At 38.8% G+C, this 25,640-nt stretch carries 35 protein-coding genes; 21 read left to right on the plus strand and 14 right to left on the minus strand.

The annotated features are described in order from the left end of the window. Nucleotides 1-52: 52 nt before the first annotated feature. The 5 genes from pilM to HCH28_RS07485 all read left to right on the plus strand — a co-directional run bounded on the left by pilM (nucleotide 53) and on the right by HCH28_RS07485 (nucleotide 3,883). Nucleotides 53-1,027: a type IV pilus biogenesis protein PilM gene (gene pilM / locus HCH28_RS07465; protein ID WP_054550587.1), complete on the plus strand. Its 975-nt coding sequence runs from the start codon at nucleotides 53-55 to the stop codon at nucleotides 1,025-1,027. Beyond that, nucleotides 1,027-1,620 carry a PilN domain-containing protein gene (locus tag HCH28_RS07470; RefSeq protein ID WP_221680456.1) on the plus strand — a complete coding sequence of 198 codons (594 nt, stop codon included), beginning with the start codon at nucleotides 1,027-1,029 and terminating at the stop codon, nucleotides 1,618-1,620. Before pilM ends, HCH28_RS07470 begins: the two co-directional genes overlap by 1 nt. Further along, nucleotides 1,617-2,309, plus strand: a complete 693-nt coding sequence (locus tag HCH28_RS07475; RefSeq protein ID WP_221680457.1) for a hypothetical protein — start codon at nucleotides 1,617-1,619, stop codon at nucleotides 2,307-2,309. Before HCH28_RS07470 ends, HCH28_RS07475 begins: the two co-directional genes overlap by 4 nt. Before the next feature lie 65 nt (nucleotides 2,310-2,374). Then, a complete protein-coding gene (locus HCH28_RS07480; RefSeq protein WP_221680458.1) occupies nucleotides 2,375-3,127 on the plus strand; it encodes a prepilin peptidase in 753 nt (250 codons plus the stop codon). Between the two features lie 33 nt (nucleotides 3,128-3,160). Next, the gene (locus tag HCH28_RS07485; RefSeq protein ID WP_221680459.1) at nucleotides 3,161-3,883 is read left to right on the plus strand and encodes a gamma-glutamyl-gamma-aminobutyrate hydrolase family protein; all 723 of its coding nucleotides are present in this window, start codon (nucleotides 3,161-3,163) and stop codon (nucleotides 3,881-3,883) included. Nucleotides 3,884-3,990: 107 nt separating this feature from the next. Here the strand turns inward: HCH28_RS07485 and lexA are convergent, their stop codons facing one another. Beyond that, nucleotides 3,991-4,608, minus strand: a complete 618-nt coding sequence (gene lexA / locus HCH28_RS07490; RefSeq protein ID WP_004232118.1) for a transcriptional repressor LexA — start codon at nucleotides 4,606-4,608, stop codon at nucleotides 3,991-3,993. 168 nt (nucleotides 4,609-4,776) lie between these two features. Here lexA and yneA point away from each other — a divergent pair, with 168 nt between their 5' ends. Next, nucleotides 4,777-5,091 (plus strand): cell division suppressor protein YneA, encoded by a 315-nt coding sequence (gene yneA / locus HCH28_RS07495; RefSeq protein ID WP_048391327.1) that lies wholly within the window; start codon nucleotides 4,777-4,779, stop codon nucleotides 5,089-5,091. After that, entirely contained in the window at nucleotides 5,088-5,753 is a 666-nt protein-coding gene (locus tag HCH28_RS07500) for a YneB family resolvase-like protein (protein ID WP_221680460.1), read from the plus strand. Before yneA ends, HCH28_RS07500 begins: the two co-directional genes overlap by 4 nt. A gap of 30 nt (nucleotides 5,754-5,783) precedes the next feature. On the opposite strand, the gene def is transcribed toward HCH28_RS07500, so the two are convergent. The 5 genes from def to HCH28_RS07520 form a co-directional block, all read right to left on the minus strand. Next, entirely contained in the window at nucleotides 5,784-6,359 is a 576-nt protein-coding gene (def, locus tag HCH28_RS07505; RefSeq protein WP_221680461.1) for a peptide deformylase, read from the minus strand. After that, nucleotides 6,352-6,543: a helix-turn-helix transcriptional regulator gene (locus tag HCH28_RS07510; RefSeq protein WP_066036592.1), complete on the minus strand. Its 192-nt coding sequence runs from the start codon at nucleotides 6,541-6,543 to the stop codon at nucleotides 6,352-6,354. Before HCH28_RS07510 ends, def begins: the two co-directional genes overlap by 8 nt. A gap of 609 nt (nucleotides 6,544-7,152) precedes the next feature. Next, entirely contained in the window at nucleotides 7,153-7,524 is a 372-nt protein-coding gene (locus tag HCH28_RS07515) for a DJ-1/PfpI family protein (protein ID WP_370635350.1), read from the minus strand. A gap of 20 nt (nucleotides 7,525-7,544) precedes the next feature. Beyond that, entirely contained in the window at nucleotides 7,545-7,685 is a 141-nt protein-coding gene (locus HCH28_RS24980; protein WP_255600939.1) for a hypothetical protein, read from the minus strand. 1 nt (nucleotide 7,686) lies between these two features. After that, nucleotides 7,687-8,220, minus strand: a complete 534-nt coding sequence (locus HCH28_RS07520; protein ID WP_221680462.1) for a GNAT family N-acetyltransferase — start codon at nucleotides 8,218-8,220, stop codon at nucleotides 7,687-7,689. Between the two features lie 187 nt (nucleotides 8,221-8,407). Between HCH28_RS07520 and HCH28_RS07525 the strand changes: the two genes are divergently transcribed. The 3 genes from HCH28_RS07525 to HCH28_RS07535 all read left to right on the plus strand — a co-directional run bounded on the left by HCH28_RS07525 (nucleotide 8,408) and on the right by HCH28_RS07535 (nucleotide 11,520). Next, complete coding sequence (locus HCH28_RS07525) at nucleotides 8,408-8,641, plus strand: DUF896 domain-containing protein (protein WP_004232132.1); 234 nt, start codon at nucleotides 8,408-8,410, stop codon at nucleotides 8,639-8,641. Between the two features lie 126 nt (nucleotides 8,642-8,767). Continuing rightward, nucleotides 8,768-10,762, plus strand: a complete 1,995-nt coding sequence (tkt, locus tag HCH28_RS07530; RefSeq protein WP_221680463.1) for a transketolase — start codon at nucleotides 8,768-8,770, stop codon at nucleotides 10,760-10,762. Nucleotides 10,763-10,872: 110 nt separating this feature from the next. Continuing rightward, entirely contained in the window at nucleotides 10,873-11,520 is a 648-nt protein-coding gene (locus HCH28_RS07535) for an HAD family hydrolase (RefSeq protein ID WP_221680464.1), read from the plus strand. Between the two features lie 45 nt (nucleotides 11,521-11,565). Here the strand turns inward: HCH28_RS07535 and HCH28_RS07540 are convergent, their stop codons facing one another. From HCH28_RS07540 to HCH28_RS07560, 5 genes are all read right to left on the minus strand, one after another. Then, a complete protein-coding gene (locus HCH28_RS07540; RefSeq protein ID WP_009370700.1) occupies nucleotides 11,566-12,198 on the minus strand; it encodes a response regulator transcription factor in 633 nt (210 codons plus the stop codon). Continuing rightward, the gene (locus HCH28_RS07545) at nucleotides 12,173-13,213 is read right to left on the minus strand and encodes a sensor histidine kinase (RefSeq protein WP_221680465.1); all 1,041 of its coding nucleotides are present in this window, start codon (nucleotides 13,211-13,213) and stop codon (nucleotides 12,173-12,175) included. The genes HCH28_RS07540 and HCH28_RS07545 overlap by 26 nt, the downstream gene beginning before the upstream one ends. Continuing rightward, nucleotides 13,210-13,893 (minus strand): cell wall-active antibiotics response protein LiaF, encoded by a 684-nt coding sequence (gene liaF, locus HCH28_RS07550; RefSeq protein ID WP_255600943.1) that lies wholly within the window; start codon nucleotides 13,891-13,893, stop codon nucleotides 13,210-13,212. The genes HCH28_RS07545 and liaF overlap by 4 nt, the downstream gene beginning before the upstream one ends. A 111-nt stretch (nucleotides 13,894-14,004) precedes the next feature. Next, nucleotides 14,005-14,643, minus strand: coding sequence for a PspA/IM30 family protein (locus HCH28_RS07555; protein ID WP_009370701.1), 639 nt, complete (start codon nucleotides 14,641-14,643; stop codon nucleotides 14,005-14,007). Between the two features lie 15 nt (nucleotides 14,644-14,658). Continuing rightward, nucleotides 14,659-15,015, minus strand: a complete 357-nt coding sequence (locus HCH28_RS07560; protein ID WP_221680466.1) for a lmo0954 family membrane protein — start codon at nucleotides 15,013-15,015, stop codon at nucleotides 14,659-14,661. Between the two features lie 339 nt (nucleotides 15,016-15,354). On the opposite strand from HCH28_RS07560, the gene sirA reads away from it, so the two are divergent. The 3 genes from sirA (at nucleotide 15,355) to HCH28_RS07575 (ending at nucleotide 16,712) form a co-directional block, all read left to right on the plus strand. Continuing rightward, a complete protein-coding gene (sirA, locus tag HCH28_RS07565; RefSeq protein ID WP_004232148.1) occupies nucleotides 15,355-15,780 on the plus strand; it encodes a sporulation inhibitor of replication protein SirA in 426 nt (141 codons plus the stop codon). A 99-nt stretch (nucleotides 15,781-15,879) separates the two neighbouring features. Further along, nucleotides 15,880-16,098: a YneF family protein gene (locus HCH28_RS07570; protein ID WP_004232154.1), complete on the plus strand. Its 219-nt coding sequence runs from the start codon at nucleotides 15,880-15,882 to the stop codon at nucleotides 16,096-16,098. 110 nt (nucleotides 16,099-16,208) lie between these two features. Continuing rightward, entirely contained in the window at nucleotides 16,209-16,712 is a 504-nt protein-coding gene (locus tag HCH28_RS07575) for an S-ribosylhomocysteine lyase (protein WP_221680467.1), read from the plus strand. Between the two features lie 48 nt (nucleotides 16,713-16,760). Here the strand turns inward: HCH28_RS07575 and HCH28_RS07580 are convergent, their stop codons facing one another. Next, on the minus strand, nucleotides 16,761-17,729 hold the full coding sequence (locus HCH28_RS07580) for an alpha/beta hydrolase (protein WP_221680870.1): 969 nt from the start codon (nucleotides 17,727-17,729) through the stop codon (nucleotides 16,761-16,763). Between the two features lie 207 nt (nucleotides 17,730-17,936). On the opposite strand from HCH28_RS07580, the gene HCH28_RS07585 reads away from it, so the two are divergent. From HCH28_RS07585 to HCH28_RS07595, 3 genes are all read left to right on the plus strand, one after another. Next, nucleotides 17,937-19,121 carry an acetyl-CoA C-acetyltransferase gene (locus tag HCH28_RS07585; protein ID WP_221680468.1) on the plus strand — a complete coding sequence of 395 codons (1,185 nt, stop codon included), beginning with the start codon at nucleotides 17,937-17,939 and terminating at the stop codon, nucleotides 19,119-19,121. Between the two features lie 22 nt (nucleotides 19,122-19,143). Next, entirely contained in the window at nucleotides 19,144-19,410 is a 267-nt protein-coding gene (locus HCH28_RS07590) for a YqkE family protein (protein ID WP_036080173.1), read from the plus strand. Between the two features lie 178 nt (nucleotides 19,411-19,588). Continuing rightward, a complete protein-coding gene (locus HCH28_RS07595) occupies nucleotides 19,589-20,095 on the plus strand; it encodes a GNAT family N-acetyltransferase (RefSeq protein ID WP_004232164.1) in 507 nt (168 codons plus the stop codon). Between the two features lie 16 nt (nucleotides 20,096-20,111). Here HCH28_RS07595 and HCH28_RS07600 read toward each other — a convergent pair whose 3' ends face one another. Further along, nucleotides 20,112-20,591 carry a VanZ family protein gene (locus HCH28_RS07600; protein WP_221680469.1) on the minus strand — a complete coding sequence of 160 codons (480 nt, stop codon included), beginning with the start codon at nucleotides 20,589-20,591 and terminating at the stop codon, nucleotides 20,112-20,114. Continuing rightward, on the minus strand, nucleotides 20,588-21,487 hold the full coding sequence (locus HCH28_RS07605) for an aldo/keto reductase (RefSeq protein WP_221680470.1): 900 nt from the start codon (nucleotides 21,485-21,487) through the stop codon (nucleotides 20,588-20,590). Before HCH28_RS07605 ends, HCH28_RS07600 begins: the two co-directional genes overlap by 4 nt. 76 nt (nucleotides 21,488-21,563) lie before the next feature. On the opposite strand from HCH28_RS07605, the gene HCH28_RS07610 reads away from it, so the two are divergent. The 5 genes from HCH28_RS07610 to deoB all read left to right on the plus strand — a co-directional run bounded on the left by HCH28_RS07610 (nucleotide 21,564) and on the right by deoB (nucleotide 25,632). Continuing rightward, nucleotides 21,564-22,121 carry an NUDIX domain-containing protein gene (locus HCH28_RS07610; RefSeq protein ID WP_221680471.1) on the plus strand — a complete coding sequence of 186 codons (558 nt, stop codon included), beginning with the start codon at nucleotides 21,564-21,566 and terminating at the stop codon, nucleotides 22,119-22,121. 53 nt (nucleotides 22,122-22,174) lie between these two features. Further along, nucleotides 22,175-22,687: a hypothetical protein gene (locus HCH28_RS07615; RefSeq protein WP_004232169.1), complete on the plus strand. Its 513-nt coding sequence runs from the start codon at nucleotides 22,175-22,177 to the stop codon at nucleotides 22,685-22,687. A 122-nt stretch (nucleotides 22,688-22,809) separates the two neighbouring features. Continuing rightward, nucleotides 22,810-23,274, plus strand: coding sequence for a ferric iron uptake transcriptional regulator (gene fur, locus HCH28_RS07620; protein WP_004232171.1), 465 nt, complete (start codon nucleotides 22,810-22,812; stop codon nucleotides 23,272-23,274). 175 nt (nucleotides 23,275-23,449) lie between these two features. Further along, nucleotides 23,450-24,352 carry a site-specific tyrosine recombinase XerD gene (gene xerD / locus HCH28_RS07625; protein WP_221680472.1) on the plus strand — a complete coding sequence of 301 codons (903 nt, stop codon included), beginning with the start codon at nucleotides 23,450-23,452 and terminating at the stop codon, nucleotides 24,350-24,352. 98 nt (nucleotides 24,353-24,450) lie between these two features. Then, complete coding sequence (deoB, locus tag HCH28_RS07630; RefSeq protein WP_016992981.1) at nucleotides 24,451-25,632, plus strand: phosphopentomutase; 1,182 nt, start codon at nucleotides 24,451-24,453, stop codon at nucleotides 25,630-25,632. The last annotated feature ends 8 nt before the right edge of the window (nucleotides 25,633-25,640 follow it).

Below are 25,640 nucleotides of genomic sequence, written 5' to 3' on the forward strand. Positions count from 1 at the left end.
TGACTAATTGAAAAAATCATTTATACTGAATAGGATAAGGAGGTCTTTTCACATGTTTAAGAGAAAAAGAAAGTCGCATGTTTCGATTGAGCTGAAGGATTATGTGCTGCGTGCGATTGTGGCGAAAGGACCAGAGCCTAATCAGTGGCAGGGCTATGAATACCCTTTAGCAGCTGGAATCGTTGAAAATGGAACTATTATCGATGAGGTAGCTCTTTTTGAGGTGATTAAAGAGCAAGTAATGAAATGGACAGGGAAAAAACAGGCTGTTCGCATGTTTGTCCCTGATACGACGGTTCTATTAAAAAACTTTGAGCACCCTAAAGATGTAAAGCCTCAGGAATTACGAGGATATGCTGAAATGGAATTGGGACATTCCATTCATTTACCTTTTCAAGACCCTTTAATTGATGTGTATGATGCAGATGCCGAGGATGGCAAGGCTATCTTATTTGCTGCGCCTTCTGAAGAGATTACGAAACTTGTAGGGATGCTGTTAGATGTTTCATTAGAACCCGAAGCTGCCGATATTCGTGCGCTTTGTAATATACGCTTATTAGAGCACATGTCCTTATTAATGCCTAATAAAACATATTTAATAGCAGAATGGTCGATTAATGAACTCTCAATCAGTATTTTTTCCAATGGCCAGGTGGAGTTTTTGCGCTATCAAACCATTGAAGTAGATATGACGCAATGGCAGGGGAAGAAAGAGAATGAGTCTAGCTATCAATTTATCTATAATGGCGAATCAGAGAATTATCAAATGGTCGTAATGGATCAGGTTCTAGAGATTGATCGGATGATGAATTTCTTTAAGTTTTCTTTACATAAAGGTGAAAAAACAGTGGATGAAATTATCATGCTTGGCGATAACCCACTATTGAAATCAATTGGGAACTTACTCGCTTCTAATTTAGAACCACCACTGAGGGTTGTCGATGGGAAAAAAATTGAGAAATCGTTTCCTCGCTTTAAGCGAGAATTTTCAACGTTGCTTGGCTTGGCTTTGAAGGAGGTTCGTTAATGGTTCCAGATATAAACCTCTTACCACAACTTGAAAAAAGAGCAGCCTCTCCCAAGCTTTTTTATAGCTTGGTGATTGTCATTGTTGGACTTATTGTAGCTTATTTACTATTTTTATTTTTTACATCAAAAGGTGATTTGTCACGATTGACTGCAGAGGAACAGGCATTAACAACACAGCTTGATCAATTGCAGCAGGAGCTAGACGCACGACAAAGTGTCGATCAGGGTTCGTTGGAAGAGTCTGTGACTTTTATTCAAAGCGTTTCTTATCCTGTAACACCGTTAATTGATGAAACAAAAACTTTATTACCAACTCATTCCTATTTACGTAGCTATGTTTTCGGAGAGAACTCGGTGAATATTGAAGTGGATTTTGAAACGATGACAGATATATCGAAATATGTTGAGCGACTTTTAATGAGTAGCTATTTTACAGATGCTCAAATTAACACGGTCTCAAACTTTGAAATAGAGCTAGGTGAACAAAGGGAGTTAACACCCCAACAAAAATTTAAAGAAGTACCGCGATATTCAGTGTCTATCACAGCGACAATCGATTTTATGTATTTAGCTGGAGGACGACGCTCATGAATAAATTAACGAGTAGTAAAAATTCATCTATGATTTTGTTACTTGCGCTGATAGCTGCTATTTTATTTGCGCTGTATTATTATTTGCTGTCACCAAAATTGAATGAAGTGAATGAAAAAGAGAGTAATGTATTGCAGGTGCAGCAAGAATTAGCTAATGTCAAAGAACAACTAGCACAATTAGACAAGGAGCAGGGACAGCCTACTATCGATATATTAGCCTTAAGACAAAAGCTACCTGCCACAAGAGCCGTTGAAAAGATTATTCTTGATTTAGCTGAGATTGAAGAGGTGACAGGAACTCGTATACTGTCTTTAACGGTTCAAGGTGAGGGCGGCACTGTGACACCTTCTGATGTATCGAATGACCTCAATATGTTGGAGCAGGCTGAAGCAGAGGTCAATGGTGATCAGCAGAACAAGGAGAGTATTACACCGACTGCCTCTCTTTCGGAGGACTCTTTACCACCTAATTTAAAGCTTATTACTTTTATATTAGAGGTGGGTGCGCTTGATTTTAATTCTCTTGAAAGCTTTTTACAGGAGGTTGAACAATTAGAGCGTGTCATGAAAACCGATAAGATTGAATTTAAATTGCCTGGAGAGCAGGCACAGCTTGAGAAAGATGCGGATCTTACGTTAAAGGCAACAGTGCAAGTGACGACGTTCTATTACGAAGAACAACAATAACTTTATTTTATAGGCGCGCCATACTTTATTTGTATGGGCGCCTATTGGTTTAGGAGGACATGAAATTGGAAATGGCTTATACGATCTTTATTTTTTTATTTGGACTTGTCTTTGGGTCTTTTTATAATGTAGTTGGCTTACGTGTACCACAGAAGGAGTCGATTGTACATCCTCCTTCACATTGTCTGAAATGCCAGAGACGACTAACGGCGCTTGATTTAGTACCAGTTTTGTCTTATGTATTTTTAGGAGGAAAATGTCGGGGGTGTGGCAATAAAATTTCTTGGGTTTACCCAGTCATAGAATTAATGACAGGTGTATTATTTGCCTTTGCTTATTGGCAGCTAGGCTGGGGCATAGAATTGATAGTAGCGTTCTTTTTTATCTCCTTATTAGTTATTATCGTTGTGTCAGATTTGGCCTATATGCTAATTCCTGATAAGGTGTTAGTATTCTTTTTACCTGTGCTAGCTATTGGACGAGTGCTGTCACCATTAACACCGTGGTGGGACTCTCTTGTGGGTGCTGTGGTTGGCTTTGGCATATTATATATCATTGCTGTGCTATCAAACGGTGGCATGGGTGGAGGCGATATTAAATTATTCTTTTTAATTGGTCTCGTTCTGGGTACGATTGATACACTGTTAACGCTATTTTTAGCTGCAGTTATTGGTATGGTTGTCGGGATTACCATGTTATCGAAAAACAAACAGGGGAGAAAAACACCCATTCCGTTTGGGCCATCTATTGCATTGGCCGCAGTTATTGTTTATTTCTATGGCGATCTATTAATCAATTGGTATATAAGCTTTTGGTAATTGTTCAATTTTCAGGAATGTGGGGGGAAGCAAGTGAAACCGATTATTGGAATTACAGCCTTTGTTGAGGATGATTTATCCTCTCGATTAAATGTGGCATACAGCAAAAGCATCATTGAAGCTGGTGGAATTCCATTGATTATTCCAATTGGGATAGAAGAAGAGGCAGCACAGATTTTAGCCCTTACAGACGGATTATTATTATCTGGTGGTCATGATGTGCACCCATTTCTATTCGGGGCTGAGCCTTCATTAAAGCTTGGAAAAATTCATCCAGCGCGAGATACGATTGAGTTAGCATTAATTGAAGCCGCATTCCAACGGAAGATGCCTATTTTCGGGATTTGTCGAGGAATTCAAATACTAAATGTTGCTTTAGGTGGTACTTTATATCAGGATATTGATAGTGATCATTTTAGCACTAAATTACTTCAACATATGCAGCAATCAGGTCGAGCTGTAGCTACCCATTCTGTTCAGGTTATTGCTGACAATCTTTTAGCGACTATCGTTGAACAAGAGAAAATAGCAGTGAATTCATTTCATCATCAAGCGGTGAATGTTTTAGCAGAAAAATTAAAAGTAGCGGCAAAATCTAACGACGGTATTATCGAAGCGGTAGTTCATGAGGAGATGCCATTTTGCTTGGCTGTTCAGTGGCATCCTGAGGAACTAGCCATAGCAGGAGATGAGGGTGCGCAAAAGCTATTTTCAGCCTTTGTGGAAGCGAGCTTAAAATTTAAGAAGGAAGCTTAGAAGAGGCATTGTACAAAGAATCCAATCGTATGTGGATTCTTTTTTTGCGTAAAAAAGAGGATACATGCTCTTAGAAGGAACATAATCCTCAAAACCTGCTTTAATCGTTAATGTACACGTCTGTAAAGACCTACAACTTGTCCTAAAATAGAAACTTGATCGACAATAATAGGTTCCATAGAAGAATTTTCAGGCTGTAAACGGAAATGGTTTTTCTCTTTAAAGAAACGTTTTACAGTTGCTTCATCTTCAGCTGTCATAGCTACAACAATATCCCCATTATTAGCTGTTGCCTTTTGTTTTACAATGACTAAATCTCCATCTAAAATCCCAGCTTCAATCATTGATTCTCCCATAATTTCTAGCATGAACAATTGATCTTCACTTGTGCCGTACGTATCGGGTAATGGGAAGTATTCTTCAATGTTTTCAATTGCTGTAATTGGAGAACCAGCTGTAACCTTCCCGACAAGTGGAACATGGATCACCTGTTGCTTTTGGATGGATTCTTCAGGCTCTAAAATTTCAATTGCGCGTGGCTTTGTTGGATCTCGACGAATAAAGCCTTTTTGTTCTAATCGAGCTAAATGTCCATGAACAGTTGAACTGGAAGCAAGTCCAACTGCTTCACCAATTTCGCGTACTGATGGTGGATATCCTTTAGCTCGTACCTCTTCCTTAATGAAAGCTAAAATGTCCTCTTGTCTTTTCGAAACTTTTTTCATGAGTGCTCACCTCTTTTTTTCTAAAATCATTCTTCTTATTTGATAGTATAACAGAATGCGAACACGTATGCAAACATAGGTTCGAAAAGTGTTTGACAAAAACGTTTGTTCGCTTTATTATGGGAACATACATTCCGAACAAACATTCTTAAAAAGGGGGTAATGATTATGACATGGTTTAAGAAAAACACACATATCTCAATTTTAATAGGAGCTTGTTTATTATTTGCAGCATACCTTTACATTACTGATCCAGGAAAAGTTAGTTACGCAGAAATTCAAATCGAACATGGGGATAGCTTGTGGTCGTTAGCCGAGCAATATCGTGGTAAAATGAGTACTGATGATTGGATAAAGCTTGTAAAAACTGAAAATGAACTAGCAGATATTAAAATTGTAGCAGGAAAATCTCTAGTTATTCCTGTAGTGAGTGATCAAGCCAGTCCCATCAATACTATCGAAATTGCGAGAAATGAACAATGATAAATAATCAACTATCGGCTGTTGTCTATTGTCGCGTAAGTACCGAAAAAGAAACACAAAGCTCCTCATTAGAGCGCCAACAGGAAGAGTTGCTGCGCTATGCTACAGAGCAAGGCTATGCGGTGAAGGGCGTGTTCAAAGATCAACATAGTGGCTATGATGTAGAACGTGAAGGCTTACTAGAAATGCTTGATTTTATAAAAGATAAGAACATTAATGCTCTTTTTGTCCAAGATGAAACTCGTTTAGGACGAGGCAATGCAAGGATGGCTGTATTACATTTATTACAAAAGTCAGCAACTGACGTTTTTTCTATGCGTGATGCAGGCCCAGTCCAATTAAATGAAATGGATACGATGCTGCTTGAAATTTTAGCGATTGTAGAGGAATATCAGCGTAGAATTCATAATGCTAAAATTCGACGAGGTATGCGACGTGCTGTAGAAAACGGTTATCGTCCAGAAAATAATTTATCGAACCGAGGTAATCCGCAGGGGCAGGAGCGTAAAGATCTACCTGTAGAGGAAATTGTGAAGCTACGCAAACGTGGATTTACCTTTGAAGAAATTTCTATAACGCTTAGAGGGTTAGGCTTTGAGGTAAGTAAGGCGACTGTACATCGTCGTTTCCAAGAGCACCAAGAAAGATTAGCAGGAAAATAATATTCCTGCTAATTTTTTTTCTGTAAAAAACTACTGAAGGGAAGAAAAGCTTTCGATGATAACATGACTAGGCAGTTGGAAAGGGTGCTCTTTATTTATTCGATCATAAAACATGATGCCATTTAAATGATCGATTTCATGCTGTACAACGATGGCCCCATAGCCCTGTAACTGTACAATGATTTCATGTCCATCGATGTCATAAGCTTTGACTTTAATTCTCTCATATCTCGGTACAAAACCAGGAACAGGTCGATTTACAGATAGACAGCCTTCTCCCTCCGGTAGATAAATCATATTGATGGAATGACTTATTATTTTAGGGTTAAAGAGCATCATTTCTTGGTCATCAAAGAGTACAGCAAACATTCGTTTATCTACGCCAATTTGATTAGCAGAGAGTCCACTTCCAGGGCGAAGCTTATATTTTTTTGCTAGCGTTGGATTTTGGCTATTTTTCAGATATTGTAGCATGGCTAGGAGGGTATTTCGATCCTCAGTGGTCACTGGTATCGACACTTCTTGAGTTTGTTTTCTTAAAATTGCCGAGTGTTCTTTCACGAAGTCCTTCATTGTAATCATATAATTTGGGTGAAATTTAGTCATAAATAAACACCTCATCAATACGGCTATTAAGAACCTTAGCAATCTTAAAAGCTAATTCAAGAGTCGGATCATATTTATCATTTTCAATGCTATTAATCGTCTGTCTCACAACTCCACATTCTTTTGCAAGTGCAGCTTGTGTAATGCCTAATTTTTTTCTTAAAATTTTGATGATGTTCTTCAGAATTATCCCTCCATTTTGTCCAAAGTATTAGACATATACAATGGATGTCCAATTAATTGGACATTTCTTAGTGAAAAACAAAACAGTCAATTAAAGGGTAGAAATGGATTTCCGTTGCAGGCTACTTGCTTTCCTGTTGGCGAGCACTAAATCGCTTCCTCCGCTACCGCTCCGTTTAGAGTTTCGCCTGTTTCGCTATCCCACGGGAGTTAAGTAGCCCTCCACTCCAATCCATAAATATTTATCTTTTTTAGCAAATGTTTTCAGATAAAGTAAAGGTGTTCACTACTCTTTATAGAGGGGGGGACACGCATCACTTTTCCACATTGAAAATAAAAATCCCATCCCCCTAAGAATACAGATATTGGACTATTTGATTGCTCTGCTAGTATGAAGTAAAGACATTTTGCAGAATGGTTGATTGGAGAGGAGCCAGCGTCACAGATGAGACCCTTGAGCGAACGTAAGTGAGTAAAGCTGCGAAAGGACACTGGCGGAACGGAAAACACCGCTCGCCTTGTTAAAAGGTCTCATTCTACTAATGACATCATCTTTTTTCAACAACATGAAATGCCCGATTAATTGGACATTTGGGTTTTAAATCCTCACTTAATACCAATTTTCATCAAAATTTAGCTCTAATGCATGCCCAAAACAAATACCGAAAGGAATAAAACCTCTTCCTCTTGCTGTAATGATATTGCCATCTTGTACCACTAGTTCATCTGAATAGTTGTGAAGCTCAAAGCACCCTAACTGTTTCATACCATCAAAAGGTAGTCCTACTGTATATTTTTTGTTTTTTAAGACACCTGCTTTTGCCAAGAGGTAAGGGGAGCTAGAAATACTGGCAATCATTCCTCCTTTTGCAGATAGATAACGAATGAAATCTAGTAAGCTCTCTTCAAGTTGTAATGTAGAAATATCCATACAGCCTGGTAATAGTAGACTATCAATATCGTCAAGCTCTATTTCATTCACGGATAAATCAGCTATACAATTTAAACCAGCTCTTCTCTGATAGGTTTGGTATTCGATCCTAGTGTGATGATGGGTTTACCGCCTTGCATTAATATGGACAAAGCAACACTCAATTCATATTCACTAAATTGTGGGTATAATAACACCGCAGTTTTCTTCATTTCATACACCTCTTACCTTTAGATCGTTCCATTCTTCCTCTAAAATAGCGTAATAGTATTCATCCCACCAAGTCTCTCCATGAGGTATGCATTTTTTAAAAAATCCTTCTTGGCGCATCCCGATTTTCTCCATGACTCGGTAAGAAGCAATATTCTCTGGCTGGCATGTGGCAATAATTCGATGAAGTTTCATTTTATTAAAACCGTGATCTAATAGGGCCTGAGCAGCTTCAGAAGCATAACCATGATTGTGATAGGCAGGATTCATAACCCATCCAATTTCATACGTATGGTCGCCAAAGTATTTGTGGAAAACAAGATGACCAATGACTCGCTGTTGTTCACGTAAAACAATGGCGAAATGTTTTGCTTGCTCGTTACTATTCTCTGTTATGAAATGTTGAACCTGATCTTCATTCAACACACCCTCTGGCATATAGTGCATGACTGTTTTATCTGACATATAGCTATAAACAGCCTGCCAATCTTGGGCTTCAAATGTTCGAATAAGTAGTCTAGGTGTTGTGATGTTCATGGTAGCTCCTCCTATTATCTATCAAATTTTTCCTATTATTATTAGTTATACACCTCTAACTTCTGGAAGTCATGTAAAGAATGGCTAAGAAGTGTTTTTAAGGGTTGGTATAACTGCATTTTAAGGGAAACCATGCTATACTTTGCATACTGAGGTCATTAAGCTAGGTACTGAAAGGTGTGTAACCATGTTATCAAAGGAAAAAATTAACCGAATTAATGAATTATCTGCTAAAGCGAAAAGCGGACAATTAACAGAGGAAGAAGCAAAGGAGCGCACAGCGCTTCGCAAGGAGTATTTAGATACGTTTAGAGCAACGATGCGAGATACGATTGAAAACGTTAAAGTGGTCGATGCAGAAGGAAATGATGTAACGCCTGAGAAGGTAAAACAAGCGCAAAAAAATAAATTTCTAAATTAATGTGACACAATTCAATAAAGTATGTATGAAAACGCAAATAGTATAACAAAAGCATTGTTTTCTAAAGCAATGTTGACTAAACTGTAAAAGAACAATATATAGGACGAGAAAGGATGTCACAATATAATGACTCAACACGCGGATCTTTTAGCAATTAATGCTATCCGAACTTTGTCAATCGATGCTATTGAAAAAGCAAATTCTGGTCACCCAGGTTTACCAATGGGAGCAGCGCCAATGGCTTATACGCTTTGGACAAAACAATTACGCCATAATCCAGCAAATCCAAAATGGTTTAACCGTGATCGTTTTGTACTGTCAGCAGGCCATGGTTCAATGCTTTTATACAGCTTACTTCACCTTGGAGGCTATGGTTTACCAATGGAAGAAATTCAAAACTTCCGCCAATGGGATTCATTAACACCAGGACATCCTGAATATGGTCATACAGTAGGGGTAGAGGCAACAACTGGTCCTCTTGGACAAGGAATCGCTATGACTGTTGGTATGGCAATGGCTGAGCGCCATCTAGCGGCTACTTACAATAAACCAGGTCATGACATTGTTGACCACTACACATTTGCGTTATGTGGCGACGGTGACTTAATGGAAGGTGTTGCAGCAGAGGCGATTTCATTAGCTGGTCACTTAAAACTTGAAAAATTAATCGTGCTTTACGATTCTAATGATATTTCTTTAGATGGTGACTTAGAAAAGTCATTTTCAGAAAACGTTCAAAAACGCTTTGAATCTTATGGTTGGAATTATTTAAAAGTGGCAGATGGTACAGATGTAGATGCTATTAATGCAGCCATTGAAGAAGCCAAAAAATCTACTGGCAAGCCAACATTAATTGAAGTGAAAACAGTGATTGGTTTTGGTTCTCCAAATAAATCTGGTAAAGCAGATTCTCACGGTGCACCTCTTGGTACAGATGAAGTTGTCTTAACGAAGGCTGCCTATGAGTGGGCACATGAACCATTCCAAATTCCTGCAGAAGTTTACGATACATTTAATGCGGCTGCTGAAGTGCAAGGCGCACAGCCAGAGGAAGCTTGGAATGCAAAATTTGCTGCATACAAAGAAGAATTCCCAGCGTTAGCAGCTCAATTCGAGAAAGCGATGAATGGTGAATTACCAGAAGACTTTGCTTCTGAGTTACCAGTATATGAAGCAGGTAAATCTGTAGCAACTCGTTCTTCTTCAGGCGATGCAATTAATGCTATTGCGAAGAAAACTCCTTCATTATTTGGTGGTTCAGCTGACCTTGCTGGCTCCAATAAAACAACGATGAAGGGTGCAGGAGATTTCTCAGCAGACGACTATGCTGGACGTAACATCTGGTTCGGTGTTCGTGAATTTGCAATGGGTGCTGCTATGAACGGAATGGCTCTTCACGGTGGTTTAAATGTATTCGGTGGTACATTCTTCGTATTCTCTGATTACGTTCGTCCAGCAATTCGTCTATCTGCATTAATGGGTCTTCCTGTCACATATGTATTCACACATGATTCGATTGCAGTAGGGGAAGATGGTCCAACACATGAACCAATCGAACACCTTGCATCATTACGTGCAATGCCAAACCTATCTGTTATTCGCCCTGCGGATGCAAATGAATCAGCAGTTGCATGGGAGCTTGCAGTAGCAGCAGAAAAAACACCAACTGTTCTTGTATTATCTCGTCAAAACTTACCTGTTCTTGACGCCTCTATTGAAACAGTACGTGAGGGCGTAGCAAAGGGTGCTTACACAGTGTCTCCAGCTACAAAAGAAGTGGCAGATGCTATTTTAATTGCAACAGGCTCTGAGGTTTCGCTTGCTGTCGAAGCACAAAAAGCATTAAAAGCAGACGGTATAGATGTAGCAGTTGTTTCTATGCCATCTATGGATCGCTTCGAAAAACAAGACGCAGCTTACAAAGAATCTGTTCTACCAAAAGCTGTTACAAAACGTCTTGCAATTGAAATGGGAGCATCATTCGGCTGGCATAAATATACTGGCTTTGAAGGCGATGTTCTAGCAATTGATAAGTTCGGTGCATCTGCTCCAGGTGAATTAGTAATGGAAAAATACGGCTTCACTGTTGAAAACGTAGTAGCAAAAGTGAAAGCACTATAATTTACAACAAATACCACAACACTCAGCGGAATAAACATCAGCTAAGTGTTGTGGTACTTTTTTTAGCGGCAAACATAGTCATGTAAAAACTCAATAGGAAGGGTGAGCGAATGAAGAATTATAGCGTTGTGTTATTTGACTTAGATGGAACATTATCTGATCCCAAAATAGGAATCACTAAATCAGTGCAACATGCTTTACAGAAGGCGGGCATCATGGTGAATGATTTGGATGAACTGGAACCATTCATCGGACCACCCTTACAAGTATCTTTTCAAGAAATCTATGGATTCAATGCTGCACAAATAACGCAAGCAATTAGTGATTACCGAGAACGATTTACGGAAAGGGGAATGTTTGAAAATAAACTATATGAAGATATTCCTGCTTTGTTAGCTCATTTAAAGCAACAAGGATATATACTGACTATTGCCACTTCAAAACCAACTGTCTTTGCGGAACAAATCGTAAAGCATTTTCAGCTAGAGTCCTATTTCGATCTTGTTGTAGGAAGCCACTTAGATGGTTCCCGGTCTGACAAAAGTGAGATTATTAAAGAAGTGCTTCAACAGTTTGACTCCTATCCAAAAGAGCGATTTATTATGGTTGGGGATCGAAAATATGATTTAATCGGAGCTCGGGAAAATCAAATCGATGCCATCGGTGTGACATATGGTTTTGGGTCACTAGAAGAATTAAAAAATGAAGAGCCTACATATATTGTGGACCATGTAAATGATCTCCTAAAATACCTCTAAAAACACGAAAAACTGCATGTCAGCATGCAGTTTTTTTATGTAGGGTTATTTAGCAAGTCCATTTTGGAATGCGTAGACGACGGCTTGTGTACGATCTTGAACTTCTAGCTTTGCTAGAATATTACTAACATGTGTTTTTACTGTTTTTAAGGCAATATATAGCTCATCAGCAATTTCCTGATTGGCTTTACCCTGGGCCATTAACAATAATACTTCCATTTCACGTTCAGTCAATTGTTCGTATAGTGGCGTACTATTGCCGTGGCGCATGCGGTGCATCATTTTGGAAGTGACCTCTGGCTCTAATACCGTTTCGCCACCCATCGTTTTTCGAATAGCATCTGCAATTTGTTTGGCATTAGATGTTTTTAAAATATAGCTTACCGCGCCAGCCTCTAAGGCAGGATATACTTTATCATCATCTAAAAAACTAGTCACCATCATGATTTTTGCTTCAGGCCATGCTGCTAATATTTCCACTGTTGCCTCTGCTCCTGTCATAACAGGCATCACATTATCCATTAAAATAATATCAGGCCTTAGCGCTAAGGCACGTTCCACAGCCTCTTTACCGTTCTCAGCCTCACCTACAACCGTAATATCTGGCTGTGCTGAAAGATAGGCTGACACACCAATCCGTACCATTTCATGATCATCCACTATGAGCACTTGTATCATCGACATTGACCTCCTCCTTTTGTAAAGGAATTTTAACCTCTACAATTGTTCCTTCACCAGGCACTGATACAATTTTATAGGTGCAGCCAATTTCAACTGCTCGTTCAGCTATATTTTGTAAACCGTATGATGTGGATTTATCTTCCTCCACATCAAAGCCTAAACCATTATCTTGAATTCGTAAAATAGCTAAGTCGTCTCGTGCCACAAGAAGTAATTCCACCTCACTTGCTTTGGCATGACGCAGCGTATTGGAGAGAGCCTCCTGTGCAATACGAAATAAATGATCTTCCTCTGCTTTAGTTAAGGCCATTTCTTCTAATTCATATTCTATATGGAAATAAACTTTTTGCTGAAGTTCAATAATTAATTCCTCTAAGCCTTGTGCCAATGTTTTATTGTGTAAAGCTACAGGTCGTAAGTGTAGCAGTAATGCACGCATTTCTAGCTGTGCCTGCTGAACGATTTTCTCCACCTGTTTTAAGCTAGTAGCATGTTCGTCATTTTCAGTTAATGCAGAGAGTAACATAGAAGCAGCAAATAGTTGCTGTGAGACAGAATCATGTAGTTCTCTAGCTAGTCGTTGGCGTTCAGCAATAATACGCTCCTGAATAATTTTATCATTGGCCTCAGCCCGTTCATTGGACAAGCGCTGTAGACTTTTACGTTGCGTATCGATTAATTCACTCGTTTGGACAAGTGCCTTTTTTAACGATTTCGGAAGAGCTTCTTTTTTAGGAAAAACAAAATCAGGCTCGATCAGTTGTTTCACTATTCGTGTTGCCTGCGCTTCTCGTGCCCTTGCCGTCATACTAATCCAGCTGGCAAACAGGAAGCTAAGTATAAACAGGCTAACTATGATGATGCCACCCAGAGGGATATTATCGTAATTCTGCTGCCATAAGGGCTGCCATGTTTTTTCATCAGGATTGCCCCATAGTGCAACAAGAAGACCGAAAACAGCACTCATTAAAACAAAAAATAATGTAAATAATCTTGAGATAAAGGCAATCATTTTCGTAGCACCTCCAAATCTCCAAGCCAGGTTGCGACATGAATAATCAGTACACGTTTAGCATCCTCAGGGTTGCCGTCTGAGAAAGTAATACTTTCATTTACTATACGTTGCGGCCCTACATGTAAGCAGGTAAGCTCACCAAATAACGTCGTATACTGTAAACGGAATGGAATTTCATAAGGAACATAAATTTGAACTTTACCAATACCTTGTCGAATTGTAATAAGACTAGTGCCAGCTGGTAAAATCGTTTGCGTTGTATCGATGGTAATATCTCCAGCGAGGCGCTGAATTTGTACATCTTGCCATTTATAAGCTTCTATAGGCGCTGGCATTGTACCAATTAAGTCATTTTTAATCGCAGGGAGTTTTTCAAAAAGCTCTGCGCCAACTACTTTTGGCTCGTTTTCTCTTTGCAAGTATTGATAGAGCATATATAAGAGCATGATGACGATAAATAAACGTAAGCTCCACATCGTGAACAAAGCAATGGCAATAAAGAAAATTCCTGTCCATTTAAAAAATCGAACTTTTTTGGAAAAACTTAAATAAAGAAGTACAGCCCCAATCAATAAACAGAAGGCGCCACCATTATTAAATATAGTTAGCTCCACAAAGACGAGTAAAAAGAAGCAAAGAACCCAAAATGTGAGCTTATTTGTTGTGAAATTTTGCATGAGGGTCACCCTTCCTTCTACTAATAGTATAAGAGAGGGAATGGACCCTCTATTCTTAAACGTGAAAGAATGCGCCTTTTAATGTTGGCGCATTGGTTTCATTATACCATGTTATTTATTTTCAATTAGCAGTGGTGAGCTTTCTTCTACTGCTTTTTTTTCTAATTCTGCCAGTCTTGCCTCAAAAGTTGTAAGCTCATGGTCTTTATCGATTTGATAAGCTAATTTATCGATATATGCTTCTAAATCTTCAAAGTTTGTTTTATTATTTTTGGCAATCATTCCATCCATTTGATGATGGGCACGAGTTACATTTTCTTTCCCCATCAGCTGTAATTGACGCACTTTCATATCTTTAATTTTATGCTTCATTGTTTCAAATTTACGCTCAAGCTCGAAGTATTCGCGAGTGCTTGCTTCAATGCTAGCTTGTAATGTAAGGTTACGAGCTGAATAAGCTGTTACTTCATCCGTAGCGAAATCAATTAAGTCCTGCTCTCCGCTAGATTTTGCTAATGCTAATTGAGATTCACGCTTTGCTAGTAAATCAGCGTTCTCTTTATATTCTTGCTCTAGCTTTTCTTTTAATTGCCCTTGTCGCTCTAATAATTTTCCTGTTTGTTCTGTTTGCTTTTCTGCTTCACGAATGTATTGATTTAACATCGCAATCGGATTTTTTTGTTCCTTCTTATCAAATAACTGGTGTAAGTCTGCCTCTACTGTATATCTAAAACGTTGAAATAAGTTCATTTAAAATCGCTCCTTTTATTTTGATAAATTTGACCATTCTTTTTCAAAGTTTGTAAATGGATCTTCTTCTTTTTTCCCTTCAATTGTTGGGATTTTTACATCTTCGCCATTCCATTTTTTATAGATAACATAGATAATGGCGATCGCAGCAAGACCCACCATTGCTGGAATGTTAGACACTGCTGATAGGACACCGATTAGACCAACTGTAAACCAGAAAATTTTACCGAAAGATGACTTACTAGCAATGTAGAAGTGCATGCCCAGTGCTACAAATAATCCAGAGAATAATAACCCTGCCAGTGGTCCAATTAACGCTAGTGCAACACATGCTGCAATGACGCCTCCTGTTAATAAAAGAAATTTTTTCATTTGTTTTAGCTCCTTTCGTTTGTACCTTTATGTTACCTATTTACAAGATTGTCTAAAACGGACTCGAAATTGATTTTGAACTAGGTCTTGAGGCTGAGAGTCATCTAAGCAACCGCAATAAAAGGTTTTTGACCGTATTTAACAAGCTTTTTTTCTTGTTTTTGGAAAAATATTAATTATTTTTGGATGGAAATACCATTTGTCATAAAGTCATTTATAGACCCGAAACTAGAATTTTTTCGACAAAAATAGAAGAGAGATCCCTCCTTCGTTTGACAAATAAACAAGATTGAATGAGCTATACTTATGAAAAAGAAACTGAGCGAAGGAGGATTTCTGGTGAGAACCTATTCTATATATAAGATAAAAGAAGAGCATTTAACGTTTATTTTTGGCAGAGAGCGTAAGTTGTTAGAGATGATGCAAGGTTGTGAAGATGCCAATGAGAAATCCTTAAAAGAGCTTGCATATATATGTGAATCCGTTCGTTTTGAGGAGATTGCAGCCATGTTAGAGCATCAACTCGATTCCAAATATGCACACCTAGAAAGAGCTCGTAATGCTTTGTTTTTAGAACATCCGATAAAAGGTAAAATGGCTATTTATTTAGTAGATCGTAAAATTTGTGTTTATTGTGAAGGTTCGCGAATGCTAGATTTAGATTTATTTCAAATGCTTGCTAAAATGAGTGAACGTTTTATTGCTTTTAATAAACAGGATAATGAGTGTGGGTGGTTAAAGCCGATGAAGTATACAATGCACTAGGAAAATTCACTACAATATATAGTAACACGCTATTATTTGGTGTATAATGGAGCGTGGAGAGTTTTTTCTCGGTATATTGTAGTGGAGGAGGTTGGTTGTATGCCTACATGGGGCTGGATTATTATCGTAATTATCGCATTAGCAGCGGGCGCAGCACTTGGTTTCTATTTCGCTCGTCAAGCTATGATGAAATATTTGAAAGAAAACCCACCTATTAATGAGCAAATGATTCGTATGATGATGGCGCAAATGGGTCGTACGCCGTCTGAAAAGCAAGTACGTCAAATGATGGCGCAAATGAATAAATTCCAGAAGTAATTTGGAATGATCAGAGCAACTAGTTCAAGCTTAACTAGTTGTTTTTTTATTTTTAATAGTATTTAAATAATTCTTAAAAATCACACAACTCTATCGGGAAACTATGTATAATGGAGTTACTATACGGAAGGGAGTTGCGTATTTTGCAAAAAGAAAAAACAAATGTAGAAAGTTTTGATCTAGATCATACAAAAGTGAAGGCACCTTATGTTCGTTTAGCAGGTGTTAAAACTGGCAAAAATGGCGATGAAGTATATAAATATGATATTCGCTTTAAACAGCCAAATAAGGAGCATATGGAAATGCCTGCATTACATTCTTTAGAGCATTTATCTGCTGACATTATCCGTAATTACTCTGATCATATTGTTGATTTCAGTCCAATGGGTTGTCAAACAGGCTTCTATGTATCATTGATCAATCATAATGATTATGAGGATTTATTAACGATTTTAGAGAACACATTTACAGATGTTACAAAGGCAACGGCAGTTCCTGCCTGCAATGAAGTGCAATGTGGCTGGGCTGCTAGCCATAGTTTAGAAGGGGCTCAAGCATTAGCAAAAGAGTTTTTAGCGAAACGTAATGAATGGCATATTATTTTTGAAGATTGAATAAAATAAAAACCTTGCGAGTAAAATGACGCAAGGTTTTTCAATGCACTAAAAATGGAATGGAATGACATTGGAAGAAGAATCTCGATTGATTTTTTGATAAATAAAATTATCTAAAAAATCATGAATTAAATCCTCATATTCATCCATATTTTCATTAAAGGACTGTGCATGTGCTCCCGTATCAAAAAGTTTTAATTTTTTTGGACCGGATTTTTTATTGTAGAGATCAAGTGACATGGAAGCTGGAATAAACGTATCGGGAATACTATGGATAAAGAGCACAGGTTTTTCAATATGTGTGACAGCTTCTGCAGGTGTTACACTTTTAAATGAGTAACCATCTCTGAGACGAACAAAAAAGTCAGCAAAACGAATAGGAATAATGGAGCCATATTTAAATTCAGTTTTTGCAATTTGTTTGAGTAACATAGAAAAGTCGGAGAACGCACAATCTGAGATATAAAAATCAGCGCCATCCTCGACTGTTCCTGCATAGAGGAGCATGGTTGCAGCACCCATCGATTCCCCGTGAATACCAAGAATAGCATCCTCTCCAATCATGGCTTTTACTGTTTTCACTACAGCATCAAGATCGTTTTTCTCATAGTAGCCATAGCTTGTTGTCTTGCCTCCAGATTCACCATGGCGGCGGTGGTCAAATATAACAGAATTATAGCCAAGTCTTTCAAAAAGGCGCGCATATTTCACGGAATTTATTTTATTTTCGGTAACACCGTGGCAAATGATGATAGTGTTATTTGTTTGCAATGGCTGAAACATAATGCCTCGAATTGTATAGCCACTTGGAGAATCAATATTCAGTTCACATTTCAAGTTTTTATTGTACCAAGCCTCATCAAAGCGCTTTGCGGTCGTTTCTCGTTCCCGTATAAATTCAGGGTCTTTTTGTTGGATATACATTAATTTATTGGAAAGCGCGAAGCCGAACAGACCTGTTGCAGCGGCGGCTAGCGTTGTTGTAATACCAGAGAATAAAAGCATCTTCTTTTTCATCATAAAACACCTCCACATGCTGTTTCTTATTTGTAATGTTCCCAACTAAGATTGTTTAAAACACGTCAACATTTTACAATATCTTTGGCAAAACTGCGATTATTTCTATTATCGAAAATCGTCATAATATTTGTTAAAATATACATATTTGCTAGTAGCATATGCATGCAGTGTTGATTCTTGAACGGGGAAAAGGGGAGAATGATTATGACAAACGAGGTAGTAATCGTGAGTGCGGTGCGTACAGCAATCGGCTCATTTCAGGGGACATTAAAAGACGTACCAGCGACAACGTTAGGTAGCATTGTCATTAAAGAAGCAATAGCGCGTGCTGGCGTAGCAGGAGAACAGGTCGATGAGGTCATTATGGGGAATGTTTTATCGGCTGGACTTGGACAAAATCCAGCGCGTCAAGCGGCAATTAAAGCGGGGTTACCTCAAGAGGTATCAGCCTTAACAATTAATAAAGTATGTGGATCTGGTTTAAAGGCTGTTCATTTAGCAACACAGGCGATTTTAGCGGGAGATGCAGAGATTGTTGTTGCAGGTGGATTTGAAAATATGAGCCAGGCTCCATACGTATTAAAAAATGCTCGTGAAGGCTTCCGAATGGGTGACCAAAAGGTAGTAGATACAATGATTCATGATGGCCTATGGTGTGCTTTTAACGATTATCACATGGGCATTACAGCTGAAAATTTATGTGATATGTATCAAATCTCTCGAGAAGAGCAGGATGCTTTTGCAGCTCGTTCTCAGCAACGCGCAGAGGCAGCGATTGCAGCGGGCAAGTTTGAAAATGAAATCGTTGCTGTCGAGATTCCACAGCGCAAGGGAGAGCCACTTCTTTTCAATAAAGATGAATTTCCACGAGCAGGTGTGACAGCGGAATCATTAGGTAAGCTACGACCAGCATTTAAAAAGGATGGCTCTGTCACAGCGGCTAACGCGTCGGGTATTAATGATGGTGCGGCAGCGGTAGTGGTGATGTCAAAGGAAAAAGCACAAGAGTTAGGCATTCAGCCAATGGCGATCATTACAGCGAATGCTAGTGCTGGTGTAGATCCTGCAATTATGGGTACAGGTCCTGTAAAAGCAGTACAAAAAGCGCTGACAAAGGCTGAGATTACTTTAAACGATATCGATTTAATTGAAGCAAATGAAGCATTTGCAGCACAATCAATTGCTGTAGATCGTGAATTAAGCTTTAATCATGATAAACTAAATGTTAACGGGGGTGCCATTGCTCTTGGTCACCCAATCGGTGCTAGTGGTGCTCGGATTTTGGTAACGCTATTACATGAGATGGAAAAGCGTGATGTGAAAACGGGCTTAGCCACATTATGTATCGGTGGTGGACAAGGCGTAGCAACAGTTGTGAAGCGCCCTTGATGTCAATAAGAAGGTGAATAAAATGGGAAAGAAACGTAAACAGCAACAACATACTGACAATAGCGTAACAGCTAGTCTACCTAAGCAAGAGGCCGTTACATTAGCAGATCAGCTAGGTGGCGATGTGCTAGCAAAACTAAAGGCAGCGAAGCAAGATTTAACTGCTAAAGAGCAGGCGGCAGAAGAAGAGCGTCAGGCAAAACTAGCCTTTGAACGTAAACAACGAGAAAAAAACAAATCGTTTGAAGAACTTTTGAACGAATACGGCGATAAAGGTACTAAATATTAAGAGAGAACAGTGAATTCACATAGGTGGGTTCACTGTTTTATATTTTACAGCATAAAATCTATATGGTTGTGGTCGATATATAGGGAGTGATTTTTGAAATTAATGGAACGGGAGACGCTGCCAATAACATATACCTAATTGTAGTTTAGTATCAATTAAATTATGTTAGGAGAACAACATGGTAGAATTACAAACAGAAAGAATAAGATTAATTCCTTTAAACGCCAAGTATCTAAAGTTACTAATAGAGCATGAGGAGCAAATGGCGGCGGAGTTGTCATTGAGTAAAGGTGTAGGGGGTTTAGATTGCGAGCTTAAACAAGCGTTGTATTTTAGACTTTCCAAAGTATTAGAAGATGAGCAAAATTATCTGTGGCACACGAATTGGTTACTTGTATTAAAAGAAAAAAATTGTGCTGTTGGTGGCATCATGCTAAAAGGTACGCCAAATGAGCAAGAGGAAGTTGTGATCGGGTATTATACTTTACCTCCTTATTGGGGGCAGGGCTATATGACAGAATCAATCATAGCTCTTAAAGACTGGTTACTCCATCAGCCAAATGCAAAATACGTTATCGCTGACACGGAAAAAGAAAATATGGCTTCCCATCGAGTTTTGGAAAAAGCAGGGGCTGTCTTGTTTAAAGAAACGAAGTCTCTCTATTTTTGGCGGTTCCACCTTTAAAATAAAAGACAAAAGGCTATAATTGAGCCTTTTGTCTTTTGTTTTTGAGTATTTTTCTTACTGCAACAACGAGACTAACAAAAACAATGGCTCCAGCTGTATCGACAAGCACATCTTGAGCACTCATTGTACGACCTGGCGTAAAGCCTTGACGAAATTCATCAAGCACCGCAATTATAGCTGTTCCACCGATAGCAATACTTGCTGCAAAACGCCTTTTTCCCCAGGCAAAGTAAAGGCCAAGTGCGATGCATCCAAATCCTATGAAGTGTGTCAATTTACGAATTAAAAACTCTACAAATGGAAAATAACCTCGCTCTTCCACTGAAACGATGGTTCCCCAATAGGGAATTTTTAAAATAGATAGTTGTTTTTCAAAAGGTTTATTGGCGAGCAAATCTTCTAATTCTGGTAGTATACTCTGTTGCTCATAGGTCATACTAGAGGAGATTACTAGTACAACTAGACAAATGAGCAAAATTAGCCATTTTTTCATCGATGTTCATGATAGTACTCATTTTTTGTTAGCTCATTAGCTATTTTGAAATCTGCTATTGAATTAATTTTCTCGTAGGAAGCAAGTGTTTGTGTTAGTTGTTGTTGTGAGCTTGCGCCAATGACCGTAGAAGCGATTGTTGGCTCTTTCAGATTAAAAGCGATAGCCAAAGCATGCAAGTCATCATAGTGTAAAGCTAAGTCTGTTAACGTTGTTGTTAACTCCTCAGCAGTATAGGTGTTAAAACCATTAACATGTTGTAGACGTTGTTGCCAGCTATTCGTTAATAAGCCCTTTGCCACTGTGCCACGTGTGACAACAGATGCACCCTGTTTCGCAATAAAGTTAAACCATTCTTCAGGGCGGCGATCGAGGGCACTGTATTGCATCATGACGCTTCTAGCCGAGCTTGCAGGTAAAAATCGCTGCAATACATTCGGACGAATGGAGGATATACCATATTCACGAATAAGCCCTTCTTTTTTAAGTCCTTCAAATGTATCAATTATCCCGTCCCAATCATCTTCGATTGTACCACCGTGTAATTGATATACATCAATGTAGTCTGTTCCTAAACGTCGTAAGCTAGCATGGACAGCTTCTTTTATATAGGATGGTGATGCATCCCAATGCCAGCCATCTATCCCTTCTGCCCACCGATTACCTACCTTTGTTGCTAGAATGACATCGTGACGACGCTTACCTAACGTTGCGCCAATGATCTTTTCGTTTGCACCATAATCATATAAATCAGCTGTATCTATATAGTTAATGCCAGCATCTAATGCCATATCGACAATGGCAGCTGCTTGTGTTTTATCTGTCGAAAGAGACATGCCTCCTAAACTAATCTCTGAAATAAACAATTCACTTGTACCAAGCTGTCTTTTTTTCATACGAATGACCTCCTTCGATTTCTCTACTTGTAATGGTACAATGAACATATCTGAAGAACAAGCGAGGTTATCGTCAATGAAAAAGTTTGAGGAAAAAACAACGAAAACGACACCGATCTATGACGGTAGAATAATAAAACTACAAATTGATGATGTCACTTTACCAAATGGACAGATTGCAAAGCGTGAAATAATTAAGCATCCAGGTGCCGTAGCAGTGATTGCTGTTACGGACGAGGGTAAATTAGTGTTAGTAGAGCAATATCGCAAAGCGCTGGAGCGTTCTATTATTGAAATTCCGGCTGGAAAGCTTGAGCCAGGTGAGGAGCCAGTGATGACAGCACGTCGAGAATTAGAGGAAGAGACAGGTTATGGCGCGCATCAACTTACTTTTTTACAAACATTTGCAACATCACCAGGCTTTGCGGATGAAGTTATTCATTTGTTTGTGGCGAAGGGATTATATACAATAGTCAATAAAGCAGATTTAGATGAGGATGAATTTGTCGAACTATTAGAAGTTTCGTTGGAAGAAGCACAAGTAATGGTGGCTGACCAGCGTATATATGATGCTAAAACAGCATTCGCAGTGCTATGGCTAGCTGCAAATTTAGAAAATAATCTTTTAGCATAATAGAGACGGACGAGCATAAGCTGTACAAACCTTGATAGAAAAGGAGCATGTTTATGTCTCGTACGGTGTCTATTTTTTATCACGCTTCCATCATTGCAGTAAGTTTTGTTTGTGGCGTTATTTTCTTTCATATTATTGGTGGACCGAAAGCGGAACCCTTTATATTATTTATAGAGCCTCGTTTAGCAGATGGGGACAGGCAATCCATTTTTCGTTTAGTACTGCCTGTTGCTATTTCCATAGGTCTTATATTATTACTAGCAACACATAGCGTCTTAAAGGTGTTAGTGCGTGTGACTGTAGCCATGCGTGCCACTTTTTTTGGCTTTAGTTCGGTTTTTTTATTACAAAAACTTGAAGCTTTTTGGCTTTATACGATTTGGTGGTTTCCATTTCAGCTCATCTATTGTATATTGTTGCTAGTCCTATGCAATTTACTTGTACCCGCTTGGTCAAAGCGAAAAATCGGGAAACAAGTATCTGGTCGGACAATTTTGTTGAATTTTATCGCATTTTTCATCATAATAGTTGCTGAGTTTATTGTTATTTCTTATGTGTTAAAATGATGGATTGAATAGACCAAAATTGTGATCAGATAAAAAAGTAGAAGCATGTTAGAAATCTATTCACTATCTTGTAATAGGATTTACTCCTTTGGTATAATGGAAAGAGTTTAGGGGGGCGTCACATGGAGAGCCGAATTGATCGTATAAAAAAACAGTTGCATAGTGCTAGTTACAAGCTGACGCCGCAGCGAGAAGCAACAGTTGCTGTTTTGCTTGAGCACGAAGAGGACCACCTAAGTGCTGAAGATGTTTATCTTTTAGTAAAAGAAAAAGCACCTGAGATTGGTCTAGCTACTGTTTATAGAACGTTAGAATTATTAACTGAGCTCAAAATTGTCGACAAAATCAACTTTGGCGATGGCGTATCGCGCTATGATTTACGCCAAGAGGGAGCTGCCCATTTCCACCATCATCTTGTTTGTATCGAATGTGGTGCTGTTGATGAAATTCAAGAAGATTTACTTGAAGATGTGGAAGCCGTTGTTGAAAAACGTTGGAACTTTATCATAAAAGATCACCGACTAACTTTCCACGGCATATGCTGGCGCTGTCATGATAAAAACGACGAATCGAATGAAGAAAAATAACGAAAAACTGTCTGTTTTAATCTTTGGTATAGATTGAATCGGGCAGTTTTTTGTTTTTTTTATTGAAGTATAGACACCATTATGGTTGGTGGTTTATGTCGAATGGAGGGTCCTTTAGCACATTTCTTAAGGCCATGCTAAAATAGAGAATAATTGACAGTGAGGGGGCGTTGTGATGAATGAATTTCAATATGCAGTAGAGGACTATATCCATTTTATTCAGGTGGAAAGGCAGTTATCTGTTAATACATTAGCATCCTATCGCCGAGATTTAGAAAGCTATGTACATTTTTTAAAGGAAGTAGAAGGTATGTCTGATTTTAGTGTGGTGGAACGGACAACTATATTACGCCATTTAGAGCAATTACGGGCACAGGGAAAGACTAGTCGTACCGTTGCCCGTCATATTTCATCGATTCGGAGTTTCCACCAATTTTTACTACGAGAAAAGCGCTCAGAAACTGATCCGACAGTCCATTTGGAGATGCCGACAATTGAGCAAAAATTACCTAATATTTTATCTATCGAAGAGATTGAAGCTTTACTAACAGCTCCAAATAAAAGTAAGCCACAAGGTATACGTGATCTTGCCATGCTGGAGTTATTATATGGGTCTGGTATGCGCATCAGTGAACTTATTGCACTGGATTTAGCTGATATTCATTTAACCATGGGCTTTGTGCGTGTATTTGGGAAGGGTGGAAAGGAGCGAATCATACCGCTCGGCAAAAGCGCACTTTCGGCAATAAATGCCTATTTAAATGGTGCTCGTGGTCAATTACAGGGAAAGTACCCCAAAACAGATGCGTTTTTTATTAATCAAAGAGGGAAACGTTTAACAAGGCAGGGTTGTTGGAAATTAATGAAGGAGCATGCGTTAAAGGCAGGCATCCAACATGAATTAACACCACATACATTGCGTCATTCCTTTGCCACTCATTTGGTTGAAAATGGAGCCGATTTACGAGCGGTGCAGGAGATGCTTGGTCATGCAGATATTTCTACTACGCAGATTTATACACATATTAGCAAAACAAGATTATCTGAGGTCTATAAGCAATTCCATCCACGTGCTTAAAAGTTAATAGGAAAAAATTATATTTCAGTCGGATGTCTGACCTTTATTTTTCGCATTTTTTTGGTAAAATAGAGTCATGAGATTAGGAGGCAACCATTATGAATAAACCATTTAACAAAATCCATGTTGTTGTCATGGATTCCGTAGGTATTGGTGAAGCGCCAGACGCTGCAAATTTTGGGGATGTTGGCGCACATACACTAGGACATATCGCTGAAAAAATGAATGGGCTTACAATGCCAGTAATGGAGTCATTTGGTTTAGCGAATATTGAACCATTGCATGGAATGCATGCAACTACTGACCCTAAAGCATACTACGGTAAAATGCAAGAAGCATCAGTTGGTAAAGATACGATGACAGGCCATTGGGAAATCATGGGATTAAATATTGATAAACCATTTAAAGTGTATCCAGATGGGTTTCCAGCGGAGCTAATTGATGAGCTAGAGAAACGTACAGGTCGCAAAGTGCTATGCAATCAGCCAGCAAGTGGTACACAAGTAATTGAAGATTTCGGGAAGGAGCATATGGAAACAGGTGCGATTATTGTTTACACATCAGCCGATCCTGTTTTACAAATTGCTGCTCATGAGGAAATCATTCCACTAGAAGAGCTATACAAAATTTGCGAAATTGCTCGTGAATTAACATTACAACCTGAATATTTAGTAGGTCGCGTCATCGCTCGACCATTTGTAGGTACGCCTGGAAACTTTACTCGTACATCCAATCGTCATGATTATGCGTTAAAGCCATTTGGTCGAACAACGATGAATGTTTTGAAGGATGCGGGATTAGATGTGATTGCTATTGGAAAAATCTCGGATATTTTCAACGGTGAAGGTGTGACAGATTCTGTACGTACAAAAAATAATAGAGATGGTATGGATCAATTTGCAGAAGTTGTACGTCGTGACTTCCACGGTCTGAGCTTCTTAAATTTAGTGGACTTTGACGCCAATTTTGGCCATCGTCGTGATCCACTAGGCTATGGACAGGCATTACAGGAATTTGATGCGCGTCTACCAGAAATTCTAGAGGCAATGTCAGAGGACGATTTATTAATCATTACAGCAGATCACGGCAATGATCCAACCTTCCCAGGGACAGATCATACACGTGAATATGTACCACTAATTGTCTATTCACCACGTTTCAAAGGTGGAGCGGAACTTCCGCTTCGAGAAACTTTTGCTGATATTGCGGCAACAGTTGCAGAAAACTTTCATGTAGAAGCACCACCATTCGGTAAAAGTTTCTTACATGATTTGAAATAAGGGGGTTT

Source organism: Lysinibacillus sp. K60 (genome assembly GCF_019731275.1).
GTDB classification, from domain to species: Bacteria; Bacillota; Bacilli; order Bacillales_A; family Planococcaceae; genus Lysinibacillus; species Lysinibacillus capsici.

Excerpts from the sequence above, each read along its gene's own strand:
- HCH28_RS24980 (WP_255600939.1), bottom strand. The coding sequence starts at position 7,685 with ATGAAGAAAACTGCGGTGTTATTATACCCACAATTTAGTGAATATGAA.
- liaF (WP_255600943.1), bottom strand. The coding sequence starts at position 13,893 with ATGCAAAATTTCACAACAAATAAGCTCACATTTTGGGTTCTTTGCTTC.
- HCH28_RS07555 (WP_009370701.1), bottom strand. The coding sequence starts at position 14,643 with ATGAACTTATTTCAACGTTTTAGATATACAGTAGAGGCAGACTTACAC.
- yneA (WP_048391327.1), top strand. The coding sequence starts at position 4,777 with ATGACATGGTTTAAGAAAAACACACATATCTCAATTTTAATAGGAGCT.
- def (WP_221680461.1), bottom strand. The coding sequence starts at position 6,359 with ATGACTAAATTTCACCCAAATTATATGATTACAATGAAGGACTTCGTG.
- HCH28_RS07590 (WP_036080173.1), top strand. The coding sequence starts at position 19,144 with ATGGGAAAGAAACGTAAACAGCAACAACATACTGACAATAGCGTAACA.
- HCH28_RS07520 (WP_221680462.1), bottom strand. The coding sequence starts at position 8,220 with ATGAACATCACAACACCTAGACTACTTATTCGAACATTTGAAGCCCAA.
- HCH28_RS07470 (WP_221680456.1), top strand. The coding sequence starts at position 1,027 with ATGGTTCCAGATATAAACCTCTTACCACAACTTGAAAAAAGAGCAGCC.
- tkt (WP_221680463.1), top strand. The coding sequence starts at position 8,768 with ATGACTCAACACGCGGATCTTTTAGCAATTAATGCTATCCGAACTTTG.
- HCH28_RS07575 (WP_221680467.1), top strand. The coding sequence starts at position 16,209 with ATGGAGTTACTATACGGAAGGGAGTTGCGTATTTTGCAAAAAGAAAAA.
- deoB (WP_016992981.1), top strand. The coding sequence starts at position 24,451 with ATGAATAAACCATTTAACAAAATCCATGTTGTTGTCATGGATTCCGTA.
- HCH28_RS07605 (WP_221680470.1), bottom strand. The coding sequence starts at position 21,487 with ATGAAAAAAAGACAGCTTGGTACAAGTGAATTGTTTATTTCAGAGATT.
- HCH28_RS07560 (WP_221680466.1), bottom strand. The coding sequence starts at position 15,015 with ATGAAAAAATTTCTTTTATTAACAGGAGGCGTCATTGCAGCATGTGTT.
- HCH28_RS07570 (WP_004232154.1), top strand. The coding sequence starts at position 15,880 with ATGCCTACATGGGGCTGGATTATTATCGTAATTATCGCATTAGCAGCG.
- HCH28_RS07615 (WP_004232169.1), top strand. The coding sequence starts at position 22,175 with ATGTCTCGTACGGTGTCTATTTTTTATCACGCTTCCATCATTGCAGTA.
- HCH28_RS07595 (WP_004232164.1), top strand. The coding sequence starts at position 19,589 with ATGGTAGAATTACAAACAGAAAGAATAAGATTAATTCCTTTAAACGCC.
- HCH28_RS07585 (WP_221680468.1), top strand. The coding sequence starts at position 17,937 with ATGACAAACGAGGTAGTAATCGTGAGTGCGGTGCGTACAGCAATCGGC.
- HCH28_RS07600 (WP_221680469.1), bottom strand. The coding sequence starts at position 20,591 with ATGAAAAAATGGCTAATTTTGCTCATTTGTCTAGTTGTACTAGTAATC.
- fur (WP_004232171.1), top strand. The coding sequence starts at position 22,810 with ATGGAGAGCCGAATTGATCGTATAAAAAAACAGTTGCATAGTGCTAGT.
- pilM (WP_054550587.1), top strand. The coding sequence starts at position 53 with ATGTTTAAGAGAAAAAGAAAGTCGCATGTTTCGATTGAGCTGAAGGAT.
- lexA (WP_004232118.1), bottom strand. The coding sequence starts at position 4,608 with ATGAAAAAAGTTTCGAAAAGACAAGAGGACATTTTAGCTTTCATTAAG.
- HCH28_RS07545 (WP_221680465.1), bottom strand. The coding sequence starts at position 13,213 with ATGATTGCCTTTATCTCAAGATTATTTACATTATTTTTTGTTTTAATG.
- HCH28_RS07610 (WP_221680471.1), top strand. The coding sequence starts at position 21,564 with ATGAAAAAGTTTGAGGAAAAAACAACGAAAACGACACCGATCTATGAC.
- HCH28_RS07540 (WP_009370700.1), bottom strand. The coding sequence starts at position 12,198 with ATGATACAAGTGCTCATAGTGGATGATCATGAAATGGTACGGATTGGT.
- HCH28_RS07475 (WP_221680457.1), top strand. The coding sequence starts at position 1,617 with ATGAATAAATTAACGAGTAGTAAAAATTCATCTATGATTTTGTTACTT.
- HCH28_RS07525 (WP_004232132.1), top strand. The coding sequence starts at position 8,408 with ATGTTATCAAAGGAAAAAATTAACCGAATTAATGAATTATCTGCTAAA.
- HCH28_RS07500 (WP_221680460.1), top strand. The coding sequence starts at position 5,088 with ATGATAAATAATCAACTATCGGCTGTTGTCTATTGTCGCGTAAGTACC.
- HCH28_RS07580 (WP_221680870.1), bottom strand. The coding sequence starts at position 17,729 with ATGAAAAAGAAGATGCTTTTATTCTCTGGTATTACAACAACGCTAGCC.
- HCH28_RS07535 (WP_221680464.1), top strand. The coding sequence starts at position 10,873 with ATGAAGAATTATAGCGTTGTGTTATTTGACTTAGATGGAACATTATCT.
- xerD (WP_221680472.1), top strand. The coding sequence starts at position 23,450 with ATGAATGAATTTCAATATGCAGTAGAGGACTATATCCATTTTATTCAG.